Genomic DNA, 20,235 nt, shown 5'->3' with positions numbered 1-20,235 from the left:
TGTGACTTCGTCTTCATAGCGATGATTGCCTGCTCCACGAAGTGATGGGGCTATATTAGTCGAATACTATTCGAATGTTTTTGCTATTTTTCGTTAATTATGCGAATTTTGGCAAGAAATACGCACATTTTAGCTTTTTGGTTGAATAATCTGCATGGCGACACTCGATAATATCGACCGGAATATAATCCGCTATCTGCGCCGAGAAGGGCGCATGACCAACAGCCAGCTTGCCGCCGAGGTCGGGCTGTCGCAGTCCGCATGCCTGCGACGAGTGCAGATATTGGAAGAAAGCGGCGTCATTCGTGGCTACACCGCCATCGTTGGTTCGTCGGGCGGCGATGAACGGCTGGCTGCAATCGTCCGCATCACGCTAGACAGGCAGACGGAAGAATATCTCAACCGTTTTGAAGAAGCCGTGCGCAGGCACCCGGAAGTGCAGGAGTGCTATCTGATGACGGGCGACGCCGATTATATCCTGCGTGTCGAGGCGGAGGATGCGGCTTCCTATGAAATCATTCATAAGGAGATCCTGTCGCGCCTGCCCGGCGTGGCGCGCATTCATTCGAGCTTCGCTATCCGTACAGTGCTGTTATCGAAAGCGCCGGTGTCGCGGGCTTGAAATGCAAAAGACCCGGATGATCCGGGCCTTTTCAGAATAGGAAGATATTTTAACGGAACTCGTAGCGAAGACCCGCGCGAACCGTGTGCATGTTGAAGCCATTATCCTTTGCCTGCGTACCGGTTGCGCCGGGACCTTCGCCCCAGGCGGTGTGGCTGGCGCGGTCCATCGCATCATAGCCATAGGCCTTGCCGCCATTGATGCGCAGATAGCGATAGCCGACATCCAGCTTGAGTTGCTCGGTCAGATCGTAGCTCACGCCCGCCATGAGCGCCATTGCGAAGCGCCAGCTATCGAGACCTTCCTTGTCGCTTCGATAGGGATCGGTGCAAACCGAGCATATCTCGCTGGTCTTCCACGTATCGTAGTTGACATAAGCCGCACCGAGACCGGCACCCAGATAAGGCGTGAAGCTGCCCATCTTGGGAAGATCGATATAGGCATTAGCCATGGCTGTCCAGATGTTTGCTGTCGAATTGTCCTCGTAATGGCAGTCGTCAACTACGGGATTCAAGCCATGCTGGTGGCTTTTGACATAGCTGGTGCAGTTGGTGCGCCCATTGATGCCCGCCCGGAAGAAATCCAGCGTGGCGTCGGCACGGAACATATCATTGAAGCGATAGCCCACACCTACACCGTAATTTGCACCGCCTTTGAGCTTAAAGTCGTCGTAGTGCAATGTATCATCGATACCGCGATAAGGCGCGCCGGCAATGTTCCAGAAATTCCAGTTGCCATCCGTGCTGGATTTGAACGAATAGCCGATATCGCCGCGTATGTACCAGCCGGAAGAATTGAGCAGTGGCGGTGCGATTGCAACCGGCTCTTCGAAGATAATGTCGGCGGCCTGCGTGGCAGATGCACTGAATAATGCAGCGCAAGTCATGAGCGCCACGGCGGAAATATACTTCATCTCATTCCACTCCAACCGTCAATAGAACGAATTTTGTTCATGTAGCGAGGATGGTAAATGAATATGCTTAAATTACAGTTACTTTAAATAAGTATTTACTAACATAATTCTGTTTTGTGCATTTCCGGACGCAAGATCGCTTCACATTTTTGCAGGAAATGCTCTAAAAGAAACCCGGCGGGGCCGGGTTCCTTGAAGTTCTCAGAGATCGACCGAATGAAGGATCGACTGGTCGATATCGTTGATGTCGCGTTTTCCGCAGAGCGCCATGGTGATGTCGAGTTCCCGGCGGATGATGTCAAGCGCTAGCGTGACACCGTCCTTGCCCATGGCGCCCAGTCCATAAAGGAAGGGACGCCCGATGAAGACGCCCTGTGCGCCGAGCGCACGGGCTTTCAGCACATCCTGTCCCGAACGAATGCCGCCATCCATATGGATCTCGATTTTGTCGCCGACCGCATCCACGATGGGCTTGAGCATCGAGATTGATGATGGTGCGCCATCGAGCTGACGACCTCCATGATTGGAAACGATGATCGCATCTGCGCCGGCTTTTGCGGCCATTCTGGCGTCTTCTGTGTCAAGAATGCCTTTGAGGATGAGCTTGCCACCCCATTGCTCCTTGATCCACTCCACATCTTTCCAGTTGAGTTGCGGATCAAACTGTTCGGCGGTCCACGAGGCGAGCGAAGATAAGTCGGTTACGTTTTTGGCGTGGCCGGCAATATTCCGGAAGGTACGGCGCTGCGTGCCGAGCATTCCCATGCACCAGCCGGGGCGCGTCGCCATCTGCCAGATGTGTTTGGGTGTGAACTTGGGAGGCGTGGAGAGCCCGTTGCGCAAATCCTTGTGGCGCTGGCCGAGGATTTGCAGGTCAAGCGTCAGCACCAATGCCGAGCATCCTGCTACCTTCGCCCGGCCAATGAGGCTTTTTATGAAATCACGATCCTTCATAACATAGAGCTGAAACCAGAAGGGCTTTTTGGTGACGGAGGCGACGTCCTCGATTGAACAGATGCTCATGGTCGAAAGCGTGAACGGAACTCCAAACGCTTCGGCGGCCTGTGCGGCGAGCATTTCGCCGTCCGCATGCTGCATGCCTGTGAGGCCGGTTGGCGCAAGGGCAACAGGCATCGTAACCTTCTCGCCGATCATCGTCGATTCAAGTGAGCGATTGGTCATATCGACCAGGATGCGCTGGCGCAGCTTGATCTTTTTGAAGTCGCCCTCGTTAGCCCGGTATGTTGATTCCGTCCATGCGCCTGAATCCGCATAATCGAAGAACATTTTCGGGACACGGCGCCGGGCAAGCCGCTTCAAATCGGCGATCTCAAGAATATCGGGCATTCTTCACCCCTTGTGGTCAGTTTTCTTTACCATTCGCATGACGGATCGCGCGGCTGAAATCAAGAGCGAAGGGGCAATGGATGATAAATGGTTTGCGCTTAATTGAAGCATTGGGCGATTGAGCCTATGCTGCCAGCCTGACGGATTTGAAGAATAATGCGGTAGGGTGACGAGATGAGCAAGGGTTCCAAAACCGGATTTATCGGCAAGCGCTCCAGAGCTGCTGGCGGATGGGGCGCGTTGAAAAGCAGTGGCAAGCAATTGCTTGCCAGCGGCGCGCCATTATCGAGCGCGCGCACCATGCTCAAGGCCAATCAGCCGGATGGCTTCGATTGTCCCGGTTGTGCATGGGGCGATCCTGAGCATGGTTCCTCGTTCGAGTTTTGCGAGAATGGTGTTAAGGCTGTGGCCTGGGAAGCCACGGAAAGGCGAACGACACCGGCATTTTTCACCGACCACACTGTTTCTGAATTGCGCTCCTGGACCGATTACGACCTCGAACATAGTGGCCGTTTAACTCACCCGATGCGTTACAATCGGGAAGCCGATAAATATGAAACCGTGGAATGGGACGAGGCTTTCAGTGCCATTGGCGATATTCTGAAAAGCTTCGACACTCCGGATCGGACTGAATTCTATACGTCGGGGCGAGCCTCCAACGAGGCGGCTTTTCTCTATCAGTTATTTGTGCGGGCCTATGGTACGAATAATTTTCCTGATTGCTCCAATATGTGCCACGAAGCCAGCGGCGTCGCGCTCAAGCAGTCAATTGGCGTGGGCAAGGGTACTGTGCTTCTGGAGGATTTCGAGCAGGCCGACGCAATTTTCGTGGTGGGTCAGAATCCGGGTACCAACCATCCCCGCATGCTGGGCGATCTGCGTCGTGCGGCGGAACGCGGCGCGCATATCGTGGTTTTCAACCCGGTTCGCGAGCGCGGGCTGGAACGGTTTGCGGACCCGCAGAACAAGCTCGAAATGCTGCATGGCGGCAGCGAAGCCGTTGCCAGCGAATATTACCAGCCGCGTCTTGGCGGCGACCTCGCTGCATTTCGCGGCATGTCAAAGGCGGTCTTTGCCGCCGATGATGCAGCGCTTGCGTCGGGCAACCCCTCGGTGTTGGATCGGAAGTTTCTGGCCGAACATACGGCGGAATTCGAGGCCTACCGGCGGGCGGTGGACGACACTTCCTGGGAAGAGATCGAAGACCAGTCGGGCCTGACGCGGCAAGAACTGGAACGCGCTGCGCGCATTTACATGCAGGCGCGCCGGGTCATATGCACTTGGGCAATGGGCATCACGCAGCATCGCCACTCGGTTATCATGATCCGCGAGATTACCAATTTCATGCTGCTACGCGGCAATATTGGCAGGCCCGGCGCCGGTCTTTGCCCTGTGCGCGGTCATTCCAACGTGCAGGGCGATCGCACGGTTGGCATTAATGAGCGTCCGCCAGCGGCGTTTCTCGACGCGCTGGAAAAGGAATTCGGCTTTAAGGTTCCGCGCGAGCCGGGGCATAATGTGCTTGGCGCAATCGGCGCCATGCTGGATGGATCGGCCAAAGCCTTTATCGGGCTGGGTGGCAATTTTGCCCGCGCCACGCCCGATAGCCCGATGATTTCCAAGGCGCTTTCAGGCCAGAGACTGACAGTGCATATTGCGACCAAGCTCAATCATTCGCATCTGGTGCCGGGGGAGGATTCCTTCATCCTGCCCTGTCTTGGACGCACAGAGATTGATCTGAATTCCAAAGGCGTCGCGCAGATCGTGACCGTGGAGGATTCGATGAGCATGGTGCACGGATCGGGCGGTATAAATCCGCCGGCCTCAGTGCATCTGCGCTCGGAAGTGGCGATCGTTGCTGGTATCGCACAGGCTACTCTCGGGCCGAAGCCGGTCGATTGGCTTGCACTGGCCGACGATTATGATCTTATTCGCGAGCATATTGCGCGCGTTTTGCCGGATTTTTACGATTATAATCGCCGTGTGCGGATTCCGCGTGGCTTCCACTTGCGCAACAGCGCACGCGAACTCGAATGGGCGACACCAAAGGCCAAAGCCACTTTCTGGACCGGCGCGATGCCGGAAGCGGTCGAGCACCAGCAGGCGCGCGATAAACCAGGGCGCTATGTCTTGCAGACTTTCCGTAGCCATGACCAGTATAATACGACGATTTACGGCATGGACGACCGCTATCGCGGCGTCTACGGCGAACGGCAGGTCGTGTTCATGAATGCGGCCGATATGGCGGATATCGGCGTCGAGGCTGGCGACCGGACGGATGTTATCGGTGAATTCGAAGATGGCGTGGAGCGTGTGGCGCGCAATTTCCGCTTCGTACCCTATGATATTCCGCGCGGTTGCATCGCTGGTTATTATCCGGAAATGAATGTCTTGGTGCCGCTGGGCAGCGCGGGGGATGAAAGTTATACACCGACGTCAAAATCGGTCATCGTATCCTTCCGGCCTGTGCAAAAGACAGCGGCCTGATGGAAGAAGCTGAATATATGGCGCTGGTTGATCTGCTTGAGGCCGCGTCGGGAAAAATCTCCCGGCTGGGGGCAGGAATTATAGCGGCTCTTGCACTGGACATTGCGTCCGACAGCCGCAGTTTCGCGCGACTCCTGGGCGTTGCTCACGCTCTCGTTCTGCGAGAAGTCGCTCTGCTTGGCGAAGAAGGCAGTTATATCGCTATCAGACAACGCGACGCGCGGACACAACGTATACGCTATGAATTGAGTAGGGCTGGCGAGCGGCTTCTTGAAGAGGCGGGGTAATAAGCATATCCTCCGGAAGGGAAGTGCTTTGGGGTAAGTTGTTTTGATTGCTTGGAATTTTTAAGGGGCAATCGTGATTCATTATGTCTTGAATACATGCTTTCCCCGCAAGTCTTTTGGTTGCATTCTGCTGGTAATTAAACCAGAGAGAATCATGTTAATGGCGACTGGGTTGCATCTCTTTATGTTGCGGGTGGGAAAGTGTGTGCTTTGGTGCGCGATGACTGTCCTGTTGCTGTGTATTCCGGCGCGCGCGGAGTCTCTCAATATTGTCCCTGTCGCTGTGATGGAGAGCAAGTTCGGTGATTATCAGCCGAAACTGACACTATCGGGTTTCATTGCCGCACGTTCTCTCGTCAATACATCGTTCCGTATCAACGGGCAGGTGGTGGAGCGCATGGTAGAAGTTGGCCAGCATGTCGAAAAGGGACAATTGCTGGCACGACTCGATAATCTTGAGCAGCGAGCGAATATGCGTGTAGCGCAGGCATCGCAGGATGCAGCGCGCGCCCAGATCGTGCAGGCGCAGGCCAGTTTTGGGCGCCAGAAGGCGTTGCTGGCACAGGGCTTCACGACCCGCAGCCAGTATGATCAGGCGGAGCAGATACTACGTACCGCGCAAAGCGGGCTTACCAATGCCCAAAGCCAGCTTGGCAATGCGCGTGACGAACTTTCCTATACCGAACTGCATGCGCCGGTATCCGGTGTTGTCACGGCGCGCAATATCGAAACCGGTCAGATCGTGCAGGCCGCGCAAACAGCATTTTCGATCGCTGAGGATGGCTCGCGCGATGCGATTTTCGACGTGCAGGAAACGCTCGTCAGTCACGCCAGAATCGGCATGGGTGTAACTTTGGGCCTGCTGGCAGACGGAGCGATAAAGGTGGACGGCAGAATCCGCGAAATCTCGCCGGTGGTGGACGCGCAGACCGGCACGGTCCGCGTCAAGGTCGGCGTTGCCGAAACGCCTGTCCTGATGGCGCTTGGTGCCACGGTGACGGGTACGGTCCATATGGATCGGCAGAAGGTCATGATCGTACCGTGGAGTGCAATGACATCGGATTATGGACGCACGGCGGTATGGCGCGTGGCAAAGGATACCCATGTGGCAACGCTCGTGCCGGTGAGGGTTCTGGCTTATGAGAACGAGCGGGTCATCATCGTAGCCGGGCTTGACGAGGGAGAGCTTATCGTAACCCAGGGCGCGCAGATGCTGCGCTCGGGCGAGCCGACCGAGATCGTGCGGGGTCCGCGAGAGGCGGGCAGCCAATGAAGCGGGTGATTTCATTATGGCGGTGGTGCGCCGTTCTGGCCGCGCTCACGATGCTGGCCGCATGCGGCAAGGAGCAGGAAGCTGTTGCCGAAGTTGAGCCTGTTCGTCCGGTCCTCTATGTCATAGTCGCGCCTGAGCCGGTAAAGCAGGCGGGTTTTGCCGGGACAATCGAGCCGCGCTATTCGACCGATCTGGCTTTCCGGGTGCTCGGACGCATCATCGCTCGTCCAGTGAATGCCGGCGATCTGGTCAAGGAGGGCGATATGGTAGCCATGCTCGATCCTTCCGCGCTCGATCTTGCGGTGCAATCGGCCAAGGCCGATCTTGCCAGCGCCGAAGCGCAATATGCCAATGCGTCGGGGAGCGAAGAGCGTCAGCGCATCCTGCTCAAAGGCAGCAATATCTCTCAGGCCAATTATGACGCGGCAAGGCAGGCGCGCGATAGCGCGCATGCCAATCTGGAAAAGGCTCAGGCCGGATTGCGCAAGGCTCAAAACCAGCGTAGCTACGCTATTTTGAGCCCGGATTATGATGGTGTTGTGTCTGCGATCAATGCCGAAGTCGGGCAGGTGGTTGCCGCAGGGCAGGCTGTGATGACCGTTGCAAGGCCGGATATTCGTGAAGCGGTGATCGATATACCCGACAGCATGACCGAATATTTCGTGGCCGGAACGCCGTTCAATGTCCAGTTGCAGGCAGACTCCACGGTCACGGGTCATGGGCAAGTGCGTGAGGTTGCGCCACAGGCGGATGCGCAGACGCGAACGCGGCGTGTGCGTATTGCGCTCGATAATGCACCAGAAGGCTTCAGGCTTGGCGCGACCATTAAGGCAGTATTGGCTATACCCGAAAAGGACAATGTGCTGCTGCCTATGCAGGCTTTGCTTGAAAAGGACGGCAAGGCGGCGATCTGGGTCATCGATCCGAAAACGCAGACTGTAAAACTACGGGATATTCAGGTTATCGAGCAACGAGGCGATAGTTTTGTCGCTGGCGATGTAGAGGTCGGCAGCTATGTGGCGGTAGCTGGAGTTCACGAGCTTGAGGAAGGGCAGAAAGTCCGCCTGGATGTGAAAGGAAGCAGCCTGTGAAAAAGGGTTTCAACCTGTCCGACTGGGCTTTGAATCACCGGTCGTTGGTTTGGTATTTCATGCTTGTCTTTCTGGTGGCTGGTTTTGTGTCCTATCTGGATCTGGGTCGCGCGGAAGATCCGGAATTTACTGTCAAGACGATGGTGGTCCAGGCCAACTGGCCCGGCGCGTCCATTGATGAAACAACAAATCAGGTGACTGACCGGATTGAGAAGAAGCTCGAAGAACTCGATATGCTCGACTATACGCGCAGCATAACGACGGCGGGCAAGTCGATTGTCTTCGTATTTCTCAAGAATACGGTTCGCAAGGAACAGGTAACGAAAGCCTGGATCGACGTGCGCCACATGCTTGACGATATCAGGCCAAATCTGCCGGAAGGTGTTTATGGCCCCTATTATAATGACAAGTTCGGCGATGTTTTCGGTAATATCTATGCATTTTCCGCCGATGGGCTGTCGATGCGGCAGTTGCGCGATTATGCGGAGGATGTGCGCACCAAAATCCTGACGATACCCAATGCAGGCAAGGTGGAACTGATTGGCGCGCAGGACGAGGCGATCTATCTGGAGTTTTCTACCCGACAGGTAGCAGCGCTCGGCCTCGACCAGCAGGCGATCCTCAAAGCCTTGCAAGACCAGAATGCCATCACGCCTTCGGGAGTTGTGCAGGCGGGGCCGGAACGTATCAGTGTGCGCGTGAGCGGTCAGTTCAATTCGGAAGAGGATCTGCGTGCCGTCAATCTGCGTGTGAACGATCGCTTCTTCCGCCTCTCGGATGTCGCCGCCATCACACGCGGTTATGCCGACCCACCCGTATCGTTATTTCGGGTCAACGGCCGTAATGCGATCGGGTTGGGCATTGGCATGAAGCCAAACGGCAATCTGCTCGACTTCGGGCAGGCGCTGGACAAGATGATGCAGCAGGTGACAGCGGAACTGCCGGTGGGGCTTGATGTGTTCAAAGTGGCGGATCAGCCGGAAGTGGTTCAGGATGCTGTCTCCGGCTTCACAAGGGCGCTGTTTGAGGCGGTAGCCATCGTTCTGGCGGTCAGTTTCATCAGCCTTGGGCTGCGAGCGGGCTTTGTCGTGTCGCTTTCGATTCCGCTCGTTCTGGCGATCACCTTCCTTGCGATGTCGCTCATGGATATTTCGCTGCAACGGGTTTCTCTAGGGGCGCTTATCATTGCGCTGGGACTTCTGGTGGACGATGCGATGATCGCGGTTGAGATGATGGTCGCCCGGCTGGAGCAGGGCGATCCCATCAACACGGCAGCCACCTATGTCTATTCGCATACCGCATTTCCCATGCTGACCGGAACGCTGGTCACTATTGCCGGCTTCATTCCTATCGGCCTGAATTCAAGCCAGGCGGGCGAATATACCTATACGTTATTCGTGGTCATTGCCGTGTCGCTGATTGTGTCCTGGGTGGTGGCTGTGCTGTTCGCTCCGCTGCTCGGCGTCACGGTGCTGCCGAAGACGATGAAGCATCATACGGAAAAACGCAGCCGTTTCTTCGAGGCATTCTCGCGGACATTGCTTCTGGCGATGCGGCATAAATGGATCACCATCGTCACGACGATTGCGCTGTTTGCTGTTTCGGTTTTCGGTATGGGTTTTATCGAGCAGCAGTTCTTTCCTGAATCGGACCGACCGGAACTCGTACTGGATTGGACCCTGCCGCAGAACAGCTCCATTGCCGAAACCAGGGCGCAGATGGAGCAGTTTGAAGAAACAATGCTCAAGGATAATCCTGATGTGGAACATTGGAGCACCTATATCGGGCAGGGTGCCATCCGCTTTGTGCTTTCCTTCGATGTCCAGCCAGCCAATCCTTATTTCGGTCAGATGGTGGTGGTTGCAAAGGATGTGGCGGCGCGCGACCGCTTGAAAGAAAAATTCAAAACGGTTTTTCGCAAGGATTATGTCGGTATCGACGTCTATATGAAATTCCTTGAACTTGGACCGCCGGTGGGGCGTCCGGTGCAATATCGTATCGCCGGCCCCGATATCCAGAAGCTGCGCGGTATCGCGCAGGATTTCGCCGGCATCATGAGCGCGGACACGCGCCTTGGTGTCGTGAACTATAACTGGAACGAGCCGGGCCGGGTTATCCGTGTCGACGTGATGCAGGACAAGGCGCGCAAGCTCGGCATATCTTCAAAGGATATTGCGACGACGCTGAACGGAGTCGTGGGGGGCATCCCCATTACGCAGGTGCGCGATTCGATCTACCTGATCGATGTGATCGTGCGTGCGCAGAAGCATGAGCGCGATTCCATCGATACATTGCAGAGCCTGCAAATTGCAACTGGCAGCGGTACGTCTGTTCCACTCGTAGCGATTGCCAATTTCCGCTACGAACTGGAACAGCCGGTGATCTACCGCCGGTCCCGCATTCCAACGATAACGGTTGGAGCCGGCATTATCGACACAACCATGCCCGCTACGATCGTCAAGGATATCGAACCATCGGTGGCAATGTTCGCCGATAAACTGCCTGCTGGCTACTCCATCAAGACCGCCGGAACAGTTGAAGAAAGCAGCAAGAGCCAAGGCCCGATTGCTGCCGTCGTTCCACTGATGCTGTTCGTCATGGCGACGATACTCATGCTGCAATTGCAGAGTTTCCAGCGGCTGTTCCTCGTGGTGGCTGTGGCACCACTGGGCCTGATCGGTGTGGTGGCGGCGCTGCTTCCGAGCGGCAAGCCGCTTGGTTTTGTCGCCATATTGGGCGTGCTGGCGCTGGTCGGGATACTCATCCGTAACTCCGTTATTCTGATCGTTCAGATCGAGGAACATATAAGGGAAGGAATGAAACCGTGGGACGCGGTTGTCATTGCCAGCCAGCATCGCATGAGACCGATTGCGCTGACGGCGGCTGCGGCAAGCCTGGCGCTGATTCCGATTGCGCGCGAGGTATTCTGGGGCCCGATGGCTTATGCCATGATGGGAGGTATCATTGCCGGTACGGCCATCACCTTGCTGTTTCTGCCAGCGCTCTATGTGGCATGGTTCCGTATCAAGGAGCCTCAACCCGATGAGGCCACGGTGTAGTATGAAAGACAAGACCGCAATCACAGGCGCGCGCATTTTCGATGGCGAACGGTTCCATGATGCAAGCGCGCTTATGTTCAGCGAGGGCCGGGTCGAGGCGATCGTGCCGGAAACAGCCATTGGCAAAGGCTATGATGTGCTGCGGCTTGACGGCGGTGTCCTGGCTCCGGGCTTTATCGACGCGCAGGTCAATGGCGGTGGCGGATTCATGCTCAACGATCTGCCCACGCCCGAGACAATGTTTGCGATGGCGCAAGCGCATCGTAAATATGGCACGACGGGTCTCCTGCCTACGCTGATTACCGATACGGGGCCGGTTCGGGACCGGACCATTGAAGCAGCGGTCGAGGCCGTGAAAACAGATAATGGCATCATTGGCCTGCATCTGGAGGGACCGCATCTGGCGCCTGCGCGTAAAGGTGCGCATCTGGCAGAATTGATGCGGCCTGTCGATGAGGCTGATATTGCGCTTTATATCCATACGGTCGAACAGATTGGCACATTGCTTCTCACGATCGCAGCGGAACAGGTGACACCGGAACAGGTGCGCCGTCTGTCTGACGCGGGAGTGATCGTCAGTATCGGCCACAGTGATGCGACGGCGGAACAGGCAATCAAACTGTTCGATGCGGGCGCGCGCAGTGTGACGCATCTTTTCAATGCGATGAGCCAGATCGGCCATCGCGCGCCGGGACTGGCCGGGGCTGCGCTCGATCATCCGGGTGTCTGGTGCGGTATTATTGCCGATGGCCATCATGTCGATCCGATGGTGCTGCGGCTTGCGCTGCGTGCCAAACGCGGCGGTGCGCATCTGTTCTTCGTCACTGACGCCATGGCGCTGGTCGGCTCCGATACGGCAGGTTTTCAAATCAATGGCCGTTCGGTCCTGCGCGTTCCGGGTGGTGTTTGTTCCAAGCTGATACTTTCGGACGGCACTATTGCCGGTTCCGATCTCGATATGGCATCCGCCGTGCGTTTCGGGGTTGCCGAACTGGAACTGACGCTCCCCGAAGCCGTGCGAATGGCAAGCCTTTATCCGGCGCGGTATCTGCGCCTTGAGGACCGCGGCCTGTTGCGATCCGGGATGCGGATGGACGCGGTGCATCTCGATGATGGTCTGTTTGTCAGGGCGACGTGGCTTTCGGGAGCGAAACAGGCCGCCTGCTAAGAAAAGCCGGACATTTTCCTAATTTGGGTATCTTTCTTGCAATCCAACTTGATAGCGCAATCCGGTCAGTGCATTACGCATTCTGGCATGGCTGGCGCCGCGTCGTGCAGTAGAAAGCGCAATGTGGTTGTGCCTGCGAAATAGAGGAAGTCCGATGCATAACTTTGTCCTGACCGTCACCTGCAAGTCCACGCGCGGTATTGTCGCCGCCATTTCCGGTTATCTGGCCGGGAAAGGTTGCAATATTGTCGACAGCGCCCAGTTTGACGATCTGGATACGGGCCGCTTTTTCATGCGCGTCAGTTTCATTTCCGAAGAGGGGGTGGCGCTGGATGTCCTGCGCGAAGGTTTTACACCTGTCGCAGCTCCCTTCGAGATGGAATTCGATTTCCATGACAGTGCCCATCGCACCAAGACGCTTTTGATGGTGTCACGCTTCGGGCATTGCCTCAACGATCTGCTCTATCGCTGGAAGATCGGCGCACTGCCCATTGATATCGTCGGTGTGGTGTCTAATCATTTCGATTACCAGAAGGTCGTGGTGAACCACGATATTCCATTTCATCATATCGCCGTGACCAAGGCCAACAAGCCGGAAGCCGAGCAGCGGCTACTGGATATCGTCGACCAAACAGATACGGAACTGGTGGTGCTGGCGCGTTACATGCAGGTTCTCTCCGACCAGCTTTGCCAGAAAATGTCGGGTCGCATCATCAATATACATCACTCTTTCCTGCCGTCCTTCAAGGGTGCCAATCCCTATAAGCAAGCCTATGAGCGCGGCGTGAAACTGATTGGCGCGACAGCCCATTACGTCACCGCCGATCTTGATGAAGGCCCGATTATCGAGCAGGATGTTGCGCGCGTCACCCATGCGCAGAGCGCTGCCGATTATGTTTCCATCGGTCGCGACGTCGAAGCGCAGGTGCTCGCGCGTGCCGTCCATGCTCATATTCACCATCGCTCATTCGTCAATGGCAATCGGACGGTCGTATTTCCCGCTTCACCCGGTTCGTTCGCCTCCGAACGCATGGGCTGAAATAGCGGTCACAAAAAAACCCCGCAGATCGCGGGGTTTTTCTTTGGTCTTATGACGATCAATCAATGTCGAAGGATACGCCCTGAGCGAGCGGCAGGGCCTTGGAATAGTTGATTGTATTGGTTGCGCGGCGCATATAGCCCTTCCACGCATCCGAGCCTGATTCACGACCGCCGCCCGTTTCTTTTTCTCCGCCGAACGCGCCGCCGATTTCAGCGCCGGAAGTACCGATATTGACATTGGCTATGCCGCAGTCCGAACCTTCAACCGACAGGAAACGCTCCGCTTCCTGAAGGTTAAGAGTGAAGATAGAGGATGAAAGACCCGCGCCAACAGCATTGTGTTGCGCCAGAACGTCATCAAAATTGGAATATTTCATAACGTAGAGAATTGGCGCGAAGGTTTCTTCGAGAACAGGGCCTTCCTGCTTTGGCATTTCCACGATGGCCGGGCGCACATAATAGGCGTTTTCATAGCCGGCATCAACGCGCTCGCCGCCCTGAACCTTGCCGCCGTGAGCCGAAGCATCTTGCAAAGCCTTCTGCATATTGTCGAAAGCGGCCTTGTCGATCAGTGGGCCGACCAGAGCGCTGGTTTCAAGCGGCGAGCCGATGGAAACGCTGGCATAGGCTTTTTGTAGGCGCGGAACCAGCGCGTCATAGACGCTCTCATGTACGAAAAGACGGCGCATCGTGGTGCAGCGCTGACCAGCAGTTCCCATGGCACCGAAGGCAATCGCACGCAGCGCCATGTCGAGATCGGCTGACGGGCAGACGATACCGGCATTGTTGCCGCCCAGTTCGAGAATCGCCCGAGCGAAACGCCTGGCAATGCGTGGGCCGACTTCGCGCCCCATGCGGGTCGAACCAGTGGCCGAAACCAGCGGTACTTTCGGGCTGTCAACCAGCACTTCACCAATTTCGCGGTCGCCGAGAAGAACCTGCGAAATGGCTTCCGGCGCATCGCCGAAGCGCTTGAGCGCACGCTTGAAGATCGCATCGCAGGCAAGAGCTGTCAGCAGCGACTTCTCTGATGGCTTCCAGACGACCGTATTGCCGCAGACGATTGCAAGTGCGGTGTTCCACGACCAAACGGCGACGGGGAAGTTGAATGCCGAGATCACGCCGACCACGCCCAGCGGATGCCAGGTTTCCATCATGCGGTGGCCGGGGCGTTCGGTTGCGATGGTGAGACCGTAAAGCTGGCGGGAAAGACCGACTGCGAAATCGCAGATATCGATCATTTCCTGGACTTCGCCTAAACCTTCCGACGGAATCTTGCCTGCTTCGAGCGAAACAAGGCGGCCAAGATCGTCCTTGGAGGCCCGCAGTTCTTCACCGAGCAGGCGAATGAGTTCACCGCGCCTTGGTGCCGGAACGGTGCGCCATGTGCGGAAAGCTTCATCAGCCTTCGCGATGATCTTTTCTGCGTCGTCTTTGCTGTGCGATTTGATCGCCGCGATCTGTTCGCCCGAAACCGGGCTGAAACCGGCGAGATCACCGCCCGTATAGATGGCAGCATCGACGCCGAGCTTCGTAAGAAGCTCTGCGGCTTCCTTCTTCACATCGATTTTTCTGACAGCAGTGTTCATGACTTTCCTCTCTGCTTTTAGAGTGTCGATCTGGTTGAATCAGATCGACACTCTACCTTTTTGTTTAATGCGCATCTTATCCGAAAACCGCTTCACACTTTTCGGGATGCGCTCTAATTTATTCAGCGGCTTCAAGCCCGCTCATACGGAACTGTACGGCTTCTATCGATTCGCGTTCGATGCGGGCATAGTGCTCAAATTCATTGAGCACCCTAACGCCGAGATTCTCCTCGAAACGCTTTTGGTTAGGGCTTTCGACAAAATCCTGTGCATCGTTATCGCCCAGATTGGACTGGAATATACCGGCAGCACTGACCGGCAGAAAGTCTTCATAAGTTATGGGATCGAACTGGACGGCACCCGCTTCTATCAGAGTTTCAATATTGGTATTGGGCTTGAAAGCTGCAAGCATGGTGGCATTTTTCACTGAATAGGCAAAATAGCCAAGACCTTGCACGCGAATATCGGCCCAATTATCCGGGAACGCCGAGAAAGTGTCGCCAAGCGCCTTCACATATTGGCTCGCGTTGGAGCCGTCGGGGGCCGGGCGGAGGATGGCGCGCGTGTCGTTGAGAAGCTTGTCATAAAGTGCGCGGCCCTTGGGCGTAAGCGCTACGCCGCGCTGTTCGATTTCGCCAAAACGGGCCGTATGCGAGCCGGGCACCCACTGGCCATCTTCGCCGATGAAGGATACTTCTTCTTCGAGCGCCTTGAAAGAGGTCTGACGCAGAAGGATCGGGCATTTGCGAGTTGGCGGGCCTTCGACGACAGCCTTTGGATTGATGTCGCGTTCCGGCATTTGCGCCTGAACGGCGTCGATATCGAGGGTGCGCGGGGTCAGATGATTGATGTGCGGCCCCTTGAACGAGACAACATCAGCAATCAGGCGGTGCGCATCGTGCAGGCGATGATAGAGATCCGTACTGACATTAGCACGATCATGCCAGCGGAAGGTTTCCAGAACTTCTGCGACGAAGGCTCTGGCGTCTTCCTCGCCAAGACCGCCTGCGGCTTCCGCCTTCTCGACCAGCGTAATCGCGCCCGGCGTAAAAATATTGCGCTGGGAAAGGACTTCTTCCGATTCCCTGCGCAGTTTTTCATCAGTGATCAGATCAAGACGCAGAAGCGACGTGAAAACGCGGAACGGATTGCGTTTCAGTGCGGCGTCGTCAACCGGGCGGAATGCGGTGGAATGAACCGGAACACCGGCTGCACTCAGATCGTAATAGCCGACCGGGAACATGCCCATCACGGCAAAAACGCGGCGCATCATGGCAAGTTCCGCTGCTGTGCCAAGGCGGATTGCGCCATGGCGTTCTTCGGAGATGCGCTCAAGCGAATCAGTCTCCGACAGGCGCTCATGCAGATAGCTGTCTTCTTGCAGCACTCTGGTATTTACATCCGCGACGAGGCCCATCAATGTGCCATAGGCGGGTACTTCCTGTTTGTACATGGCCGACATTGCTGCCGAAAAAGCAGAGCGAATGGCGTCGGGCGAAACGAATTTATGCGCGTTCATTGCGAAAGCTTTCGTAGAATTTTGTTCATCTTGAGGATGGCATGCCATTTGCGGGGAGGAACATACCTAGATTATGATGAAAATGTATCATATCAGCGGTTTTGCGATTATGATCGCGACGAACGCAACTATGTTAATGCGAGAATGGAATGAAGCTGAGCAGGAGACTGATCCCGGATATCGCCACGCTACAGGCATTTGAATGTGCCGCACGCCATGGCAGCTTCACGCAGGCAGCTCATGAGCTCAATCTTACCCAGAGCGCCGTCAGCCGCCAGATCAAGGACCTTGAAAGTCAGCTCGGCGTGCTGCTTTTCGAGCGCATTCGCCAGCGCATCCTTTTGTCTGATGCGGGCCGCAAGTTCCTGCCGGAAGTTCGCCGCCTTCTCAACCAGACAGAAGATACGATGTTGCGCGCCATGGCGTCCGCGCAATCGACATCGTCTTTCAGCATCGCGACATTGCCAACTTTCGGCACACGCTGGCTGATGCCGCGCATTCCGGATTTTGTCGACAAACATCCCGGCACAGCGCTCAATGTCGCCTCACGCTCAGGCGTGTTCGACTTTGAGGAGCAGCCTTTCGATCTTGCCATTCACTATGGACAGCCGGTCTGGGCGCATGCGACCTGCACCTTCTTATGCAGTGAAGTGATTGTGCCGGTGGCAAGCCCAAACCTATTGAAGACACAGCAACCGTCGCAGCCTGATGAGCTTGAGGACCAGCCGCTGCTGCATTTGGCGACGCGTCCGAAAATGTGGGCGCAATGGTTTGAAAGCTGCGGCGTGGAAGGAAAATCCGCTTATCGCGGCCATCGTTTTGAGCAGTTTTCCATGGTAATCGGGGCGACTGTCGCGGGCCTCGGCTTTGCTCTCTTGCCGCTTTACCTGATCGAGCAGGAATTGCGTAATGGCGAATTGGTGCGGCTGTTTGAGAAGCCCATGCGTACCGAGAATGATTATTATCTTGTCGTGCCGGAAGGAAAGCTTGAAAATCCGTTGACACAGGTATTCTGCCAATGGATTGCCGGACAGGTGGGCAATACGGACTATTTCGGGCTGGTTCATTCCGAACCGGAATGAGCTGTTGCGCAAATATTGCTGTCCAAGCCGATGGAGCAACGTGAAATAGATATGACGCCGACATGATCGGTCCTTTGCCAATAAAATATGAAGTGATTGCTGACGATGTTGAATGATCCGCGTTCTCACGGCCTTTGGGAAAAGACCGCACCCGCCGCCCCAAACACAGCTGCACTGCAAGGCGACATGACAGGGGATGTCGTGATTGTCGGCGGCGGCTTCACGGGCCTTTCCACCGCGCTGCATCTGGCGGAAAAGGGTGTGAAGGCCATTGTTCTGGAAGGTATTGAGATCGGCTATGGCGGATCGGGGCGCAATGTCGGCCTCGTCAATGCAGGCATGTGGGTCATGCCCGACGATCTGCCGGGAGTGCTCGGTCAGAAATATGGCGACCGTCTTCTCGATGTGCTCGGCAATGCGCCGAAGCTGGTTTTCGAGATTATCGAGAAGCACAAGATTGCCTGCGAAGTGGAAAAGCAAGGTACGCTGCATTGCGCGGTCGGTGCGAAGGGCGTGAAGGATATTGAAAATCGCTACGAGCAGTGGGCGCGGCGCGGCGCCGATGTGAAGCTGCTCGATGCGAGGGAAACCGAAGCCAAGTTGGGTACGAAAGCCTATACCGGCTCGCTGCTTGATTTGCGCGCCGGTACGATCCAGCCGCTGGCCTATGTACGCGGTCTGGCCCATGCCGCCATTGCGGCAGGCGCGCAGGTTTATACCGGCAGCCCCGTCGTCGGCGCGAGCGAGGAAAATGGCAAATGGGTGGTAAAGACTGCTAGGGGATCGGTGCGCGCTGACTGGGTTGTCGTTGCGACCAATGCCTATACCAATGCGCCCTGGGCAGAGGTGCGTGCTGAATTGGTGCATCTGCCTTATTTCAACATGGCGACAAAGCCGCTTTCTGACAATCTGAAAAGAAGTATTCTGCCGGAACGTCAGGGCGTTTGGGACACCAAGGAAGTCCTGTCTTCCTTCCGGTTTGACCAACAGGGCCGTCTGGTTTTCGGAAGTGTTGGCGCGCTGCGCAATACCGGCGCGGGCGTGCATCGCGCATGGGCAAAGAAATCGCTCAAACGCCTGTTTCCGCAGATGGGCAATGTGGAATTTGAAGCCGAATGGTATGGCAAGATTGGCATGACCAATGACAGCCTGCCCAAATACCACCGGCTGGGGCGCAATGTGGTTGGCTTTTCCGGCTATAACGGGCGCGGCATCGCGCCTGGCACGGTATTCGGCAAGTATCTGGCGCAACTGGTTTCCGGCGAGATCACAGAAGCCGATCTGCCCTTGCCTGTGAGCGATCCCAAAGAGCAGAATTTGCGCGGTTTACGCGAGGCCTATTATGAAGTGGGTGCGCAGATCGCGCATGTAGCCGAAATTATTATCTGACGTTCCTGCCCCTGTCATATAACTGAAGCTCAGTTCCGTTATGGCATCCGCATCTCATCGGACGATCCGGAGAGATGCGGCGGGCTGGCATATCATCCAGTGAGTTGATAAGTGCCTTTCCGCAGAAGCGTGGTTCTGCCGGAAGGGCATTTCTTTCTGGCGCCAGGCTGGATTTTGGGCGTGGCGTCTGCGGGAAATCCGATCTGTGATTTTCAGCAACGCTCACACGAGAGATGTTTGACAGGTGGGCCATGAACAGGAATGATCGTGCTTCTCGTTATGACAGCATTTGCACCCTTTCGGTTCGCATGCAGCACAGTCATGCCGGTGCAGCAGAGCACGTTACGCGCAATTACAAAGACATTCGAGGAGTAAATCCCATGAACAAGATGCTCAAGAAGGCCGGTGCCATTTCCGCACTGCTTGCGCTGTCCGTTGCCGTAGCGCAGGCCGATACGCTGATGCTGTATACCTCGCAGCCCGAAGCCGATGCGACCAGGACCGTCGAGGCTTTCCGCAAGGTAAATCCCGATACCGAAGTACAGATTTTCCGCTCCGGCACCAGCGATCTGCTTACCAAGCTCGCCGCCGAATTCTCCGCCGGTGCGCCGCAGCCGGATGTGCTGCTCATTGCCGATGCGGTGACGATGGAAGGGCTCAAGAAAGACAAGCGCCTGCTTGCCTATCCGGAAGCCAATCTGGACGGTTTTGCTGCTGATTCCTATGATGCAGACAAGACCTATTTCGGCTCCAAGCTCATCACCACAGGCATTGCCTATAATACGGCTGCCGAGCAGAAGCCCGAACATTGGGCTGATCTCACCAAGGCCGAATATAAGGGACAGGTTGTAATGCCGAGCCCGCTTTATTCGGGCGCTGCCGCCTATCTTCTGAGCGGCTTTGCACTCAATGCCGATCTGGGCTGGGATTACTTCAAGCAGTTGAAAGAAAACGAGCTTGCCAGCGTGCGCGGCAATGGCGCGGTGCTGAAATCCGTTGCCAGCGGCGAAAAGCCTTACGGAATCCTTGTGGATTTCATGGCGCTTAATGCCAAGGCCAAGGGTTCGCCGGTCGAGTTCGTGTTCCCGACAGAAGGCGTGCCTGCCGTCACCGAGCCGGTCGCCATCATGGCAACCGCCAAAAATGTCGAGGGCGCGAAGAAGTTCGTTGATTTCATCCTTTCCGATGACGGCCAGAAGCTGGCGCTCGAACAGGGCTATCTGCCGGCCAAGGAAAGCGTGGGCCGTCCGAGCTGGTTGCCGGAAGGCACCAAAATCAAGATCATGCCGATCGATACGCAGAAGGTCTTGCAGGAAACGGACGCGGACAAGAAGCAGTTTTCTGAAGTCTTCGGCGGATAATGCAAGG

At 56.1% G+C, this 20,235-nt stretch carries 15 protein-coding genes; 11 read left to right on the top strand and 4 right to left on the bottom strand.

The genetic code is table 11. The annotated features are described in order from the left end of the window. The first annotated feature begins 154 nt into the window (after positions 1 to 154). Complete coding sequence (locus tag KUG47_RS11410) at positions 155 to 622, top strand: Lrp/AsnC family transcriptional regulator (protein WP_217678083.1); 468 nt, start codon at positions 155 to 157, stop codon at positions 620 to 622. A 49-nt stretch (positions 623 to 671) separates the two neighbouring features. Here KUG47_RS11410 and KUG47_RS11405 read toward each other — a convergent pair whose 3' ends face one another. Then, positions 672 to 1,535 carry an outer membrane protein gene (locus KUG47_RS11405; protein WP_217678082.1) on the bottom strand — a complete coding sequence of 288 codons (864 nt, stop codon included), beginning with the start codon at positions 1,533 to 1,535 and terminating at the stop codon, positions 672 to 674. A gap of 201 nt (positions 1,536 to 1,736) precedes the next feature. Beyond that, on the bottom strand, positions 1,737 to 2,882 hold the full coding sequence (locus tag KUG47_RS11400; protein ID WP_217678081.1) for an alpha-hydroxy acid oxidase: 1,146 nt from the start codon (positions 2,880 to 2,882) through the stop codon (positions 1,737 to 1,739). A gap of 174 nt (positions 2,883 to 3,056) precedes the next feature. Here KUG47_RS11400 and KUG47_RS11395 point away from each other — a divergent pair, with 174 nt between their 5' ends. From KUG47_RS11395 to purU, 7 genes are all read left to right on the top strand, one after another. Continuing rightward, entirely contained in the window at positions 3,057 to 5,369 is a 2,313-nt protein-coding gene (locus KUG47_RS11395) for an FdhF/YdeP family oxidoreductase (RefSeq protein WP_217678080.1), read from the top strand. Continuing rightward, a complete protein-coding gene (locus KUG47_RS11390) occupies positions 5,369 to 5,656 on the top strand; it encodes a hypothetical protein (RefSeq protein ID WP_422718082.1) in 288 nt (95 codons plus the stop codon). Before KUG47_RS11395 ends, KUG47_RS11390 begins: the two co-directional genes overlap by 1 nt. A gap of 184 nt (positions 5,657 to 5,840) precedes the next feature. Beyond that, positions 5,841 to 6,929, top strand: coding sequence for an efflux RND transporter periplasmic adaptor subunit (locus tag KUG47_RS11385; protein WP_422718085.1), 1,089 nt, complete (start codon positions 5,841 to 5,843; stop codon positions 6,927 to 6,929). Further along, on the top strand, positions 6,926 to 8,020 hold the full coding sequence (locus KUG47_RS11380) for an efflux RND transporter periplasmic adaptor subunit (protein WP_217678078.1): 1,095 nt from the start codon (positions 6,926 to 6,928) through the stop codon (positions 8,018 to 8,020). The genes KUG47_RS11385 and KUG47_RS11380 overlap by 4 nt, the downstream gene beginning before the upstream one ends. Beyond that, on the top strand, positions 8,017 to 11,079 hold the full coding sequence (locus KUG47_RS11375; protein WP_217678077.1) for an efflux RND transporter permease subunit: 3,063 nt from the start codon (positions 8,017 to 8,019) through the stop codon (positions 11,077 to 11,079). The genes KUG47_RS11380 and KUG47_RS11375 overlap by 4 nt, the downstream gene beginning before the upstream one ends. Before the next feature lies 1 nt (position 11,080). After that, the gene (nagA, locus tag KUG47_RS11370) at positions 11,081 to 12,247 is read left to right on the top strand and encodes an N-acetylglucosamine-6-phosphate deacetylase (RefSeq protein WP_217678076.1); all 1,167 of its coding nucleotides are present in this window, start codon (positions 11,081 to 11,083) and stop codon (positions 12,245 to 12,247) included. A gap of 154 nt (positions 12,248 to 12,401) precedes the next feature. After that, complete coding sequence (purU, locus tag KUG47_RS11365; protein WP_217678075.1) at positions 12,402 to 13,286, top strand: formyltetrahydrofolate deformylase; 885 nt, start codon at positions 12,402 to 12,404, stop codon at positions 13,284 to 13,286. Between the two features lie 58 nt (positions 13,287 to 13,344). On the opposite strand, the gene amaB is transcribed toward purU, so the two are convergent. Continuing rightward, positions 13,345 to 14,877 (bottom strand): L-piperidine-6-carboxylate dehydrogenase, encoded by a 1,533-nt coding sequence (gene amaB, locus KUG47_RS11360; protein ID WP_217678074.1) that lies wholly within the window; start codon positions 14,875 to 14,877, stop codon positions 13,345 to 13,347. A gap of 118 nt (positions 14,878 to 14,995) precedes the next feature. Beyond that, positions 14,996 to 16,396 carry a 2-oxoadipate dioxygenase/decarboxylase HglS gene (gene hglS / locus KUG47_RS11355; protein ID WP_217678073.1) on the bottom strand — a complete coding sequence of 467 codons (1,401 nt, stop codon included), beginning with the start codon at positions 16,394 to 16,396 and terminating at the stop codon, positions 14,996 to 14,998. 149 nt (positions 16,397 to 16,545) lie between these two features. On the opposite strand from hglS, the gene KUG47_RS11350 reads away from it, so the two are divergent. The 3 genes from KUG47_RS11350 (at position 16,546) to KUG47_RS11340 (ending at position 20,228) form a co-directional block, all read left to right on the top strand. Beyond that, a complete protein-coding gene (locus KUG47_RS11350) occupies positions 16,546 to 17,478 on the top strand; it encodes a LysR family transcriptional regulator (protein ID WP_217678072.1) in 933 nt (310 codons plus the stop codon). A 105-nt stretch (positions 17,479 to 17,583) separates the two neighbouring features. Then, positions 17,584 to 18,867 (top strand): NAD(P)/FAD-dependent oxidoreductase, encoded by a 1,284-nt coding sequence (locus KUG47_RS11345; protein WP_217678071.1) that lies wholly within the window; start codon positions 17,584 to 17,586, stop codon positions 18,865 to 18,867. A 380-nt stretch (positions 18,868 to 19,247) separates the two neighbouring features. Further along, positions 19,248 to 20,228, top strand: coding sequence for an ABC transporter substrate-binding protein (locus KUG47_RS11340; RefSeq protein WP_217678070.1), 981 nt, complete (start codon positions 19,248 to 19,250; stop codon positions 20,226 to 20,228). Positions 20,229 to 20,235: the final 7 nt, after the last annotated feature.

The sequence above is a fragment of the Falsochrobactrum tianjinense genome (genome assembly GCF_019100495.1).
GTDB classification, from domain to species: domain Bacteria; phylum Pseudomonadota; class Alphaproteobacteria; order Rhizobiales; family Rhizobiaceae; genus Brucella; species Brucella tianjinense.
The sequence above is the reverse complement of the archived record's forward strand: the minus strand, read 5'-3'. Positions and strand labels throughout refer to the sequence as shown.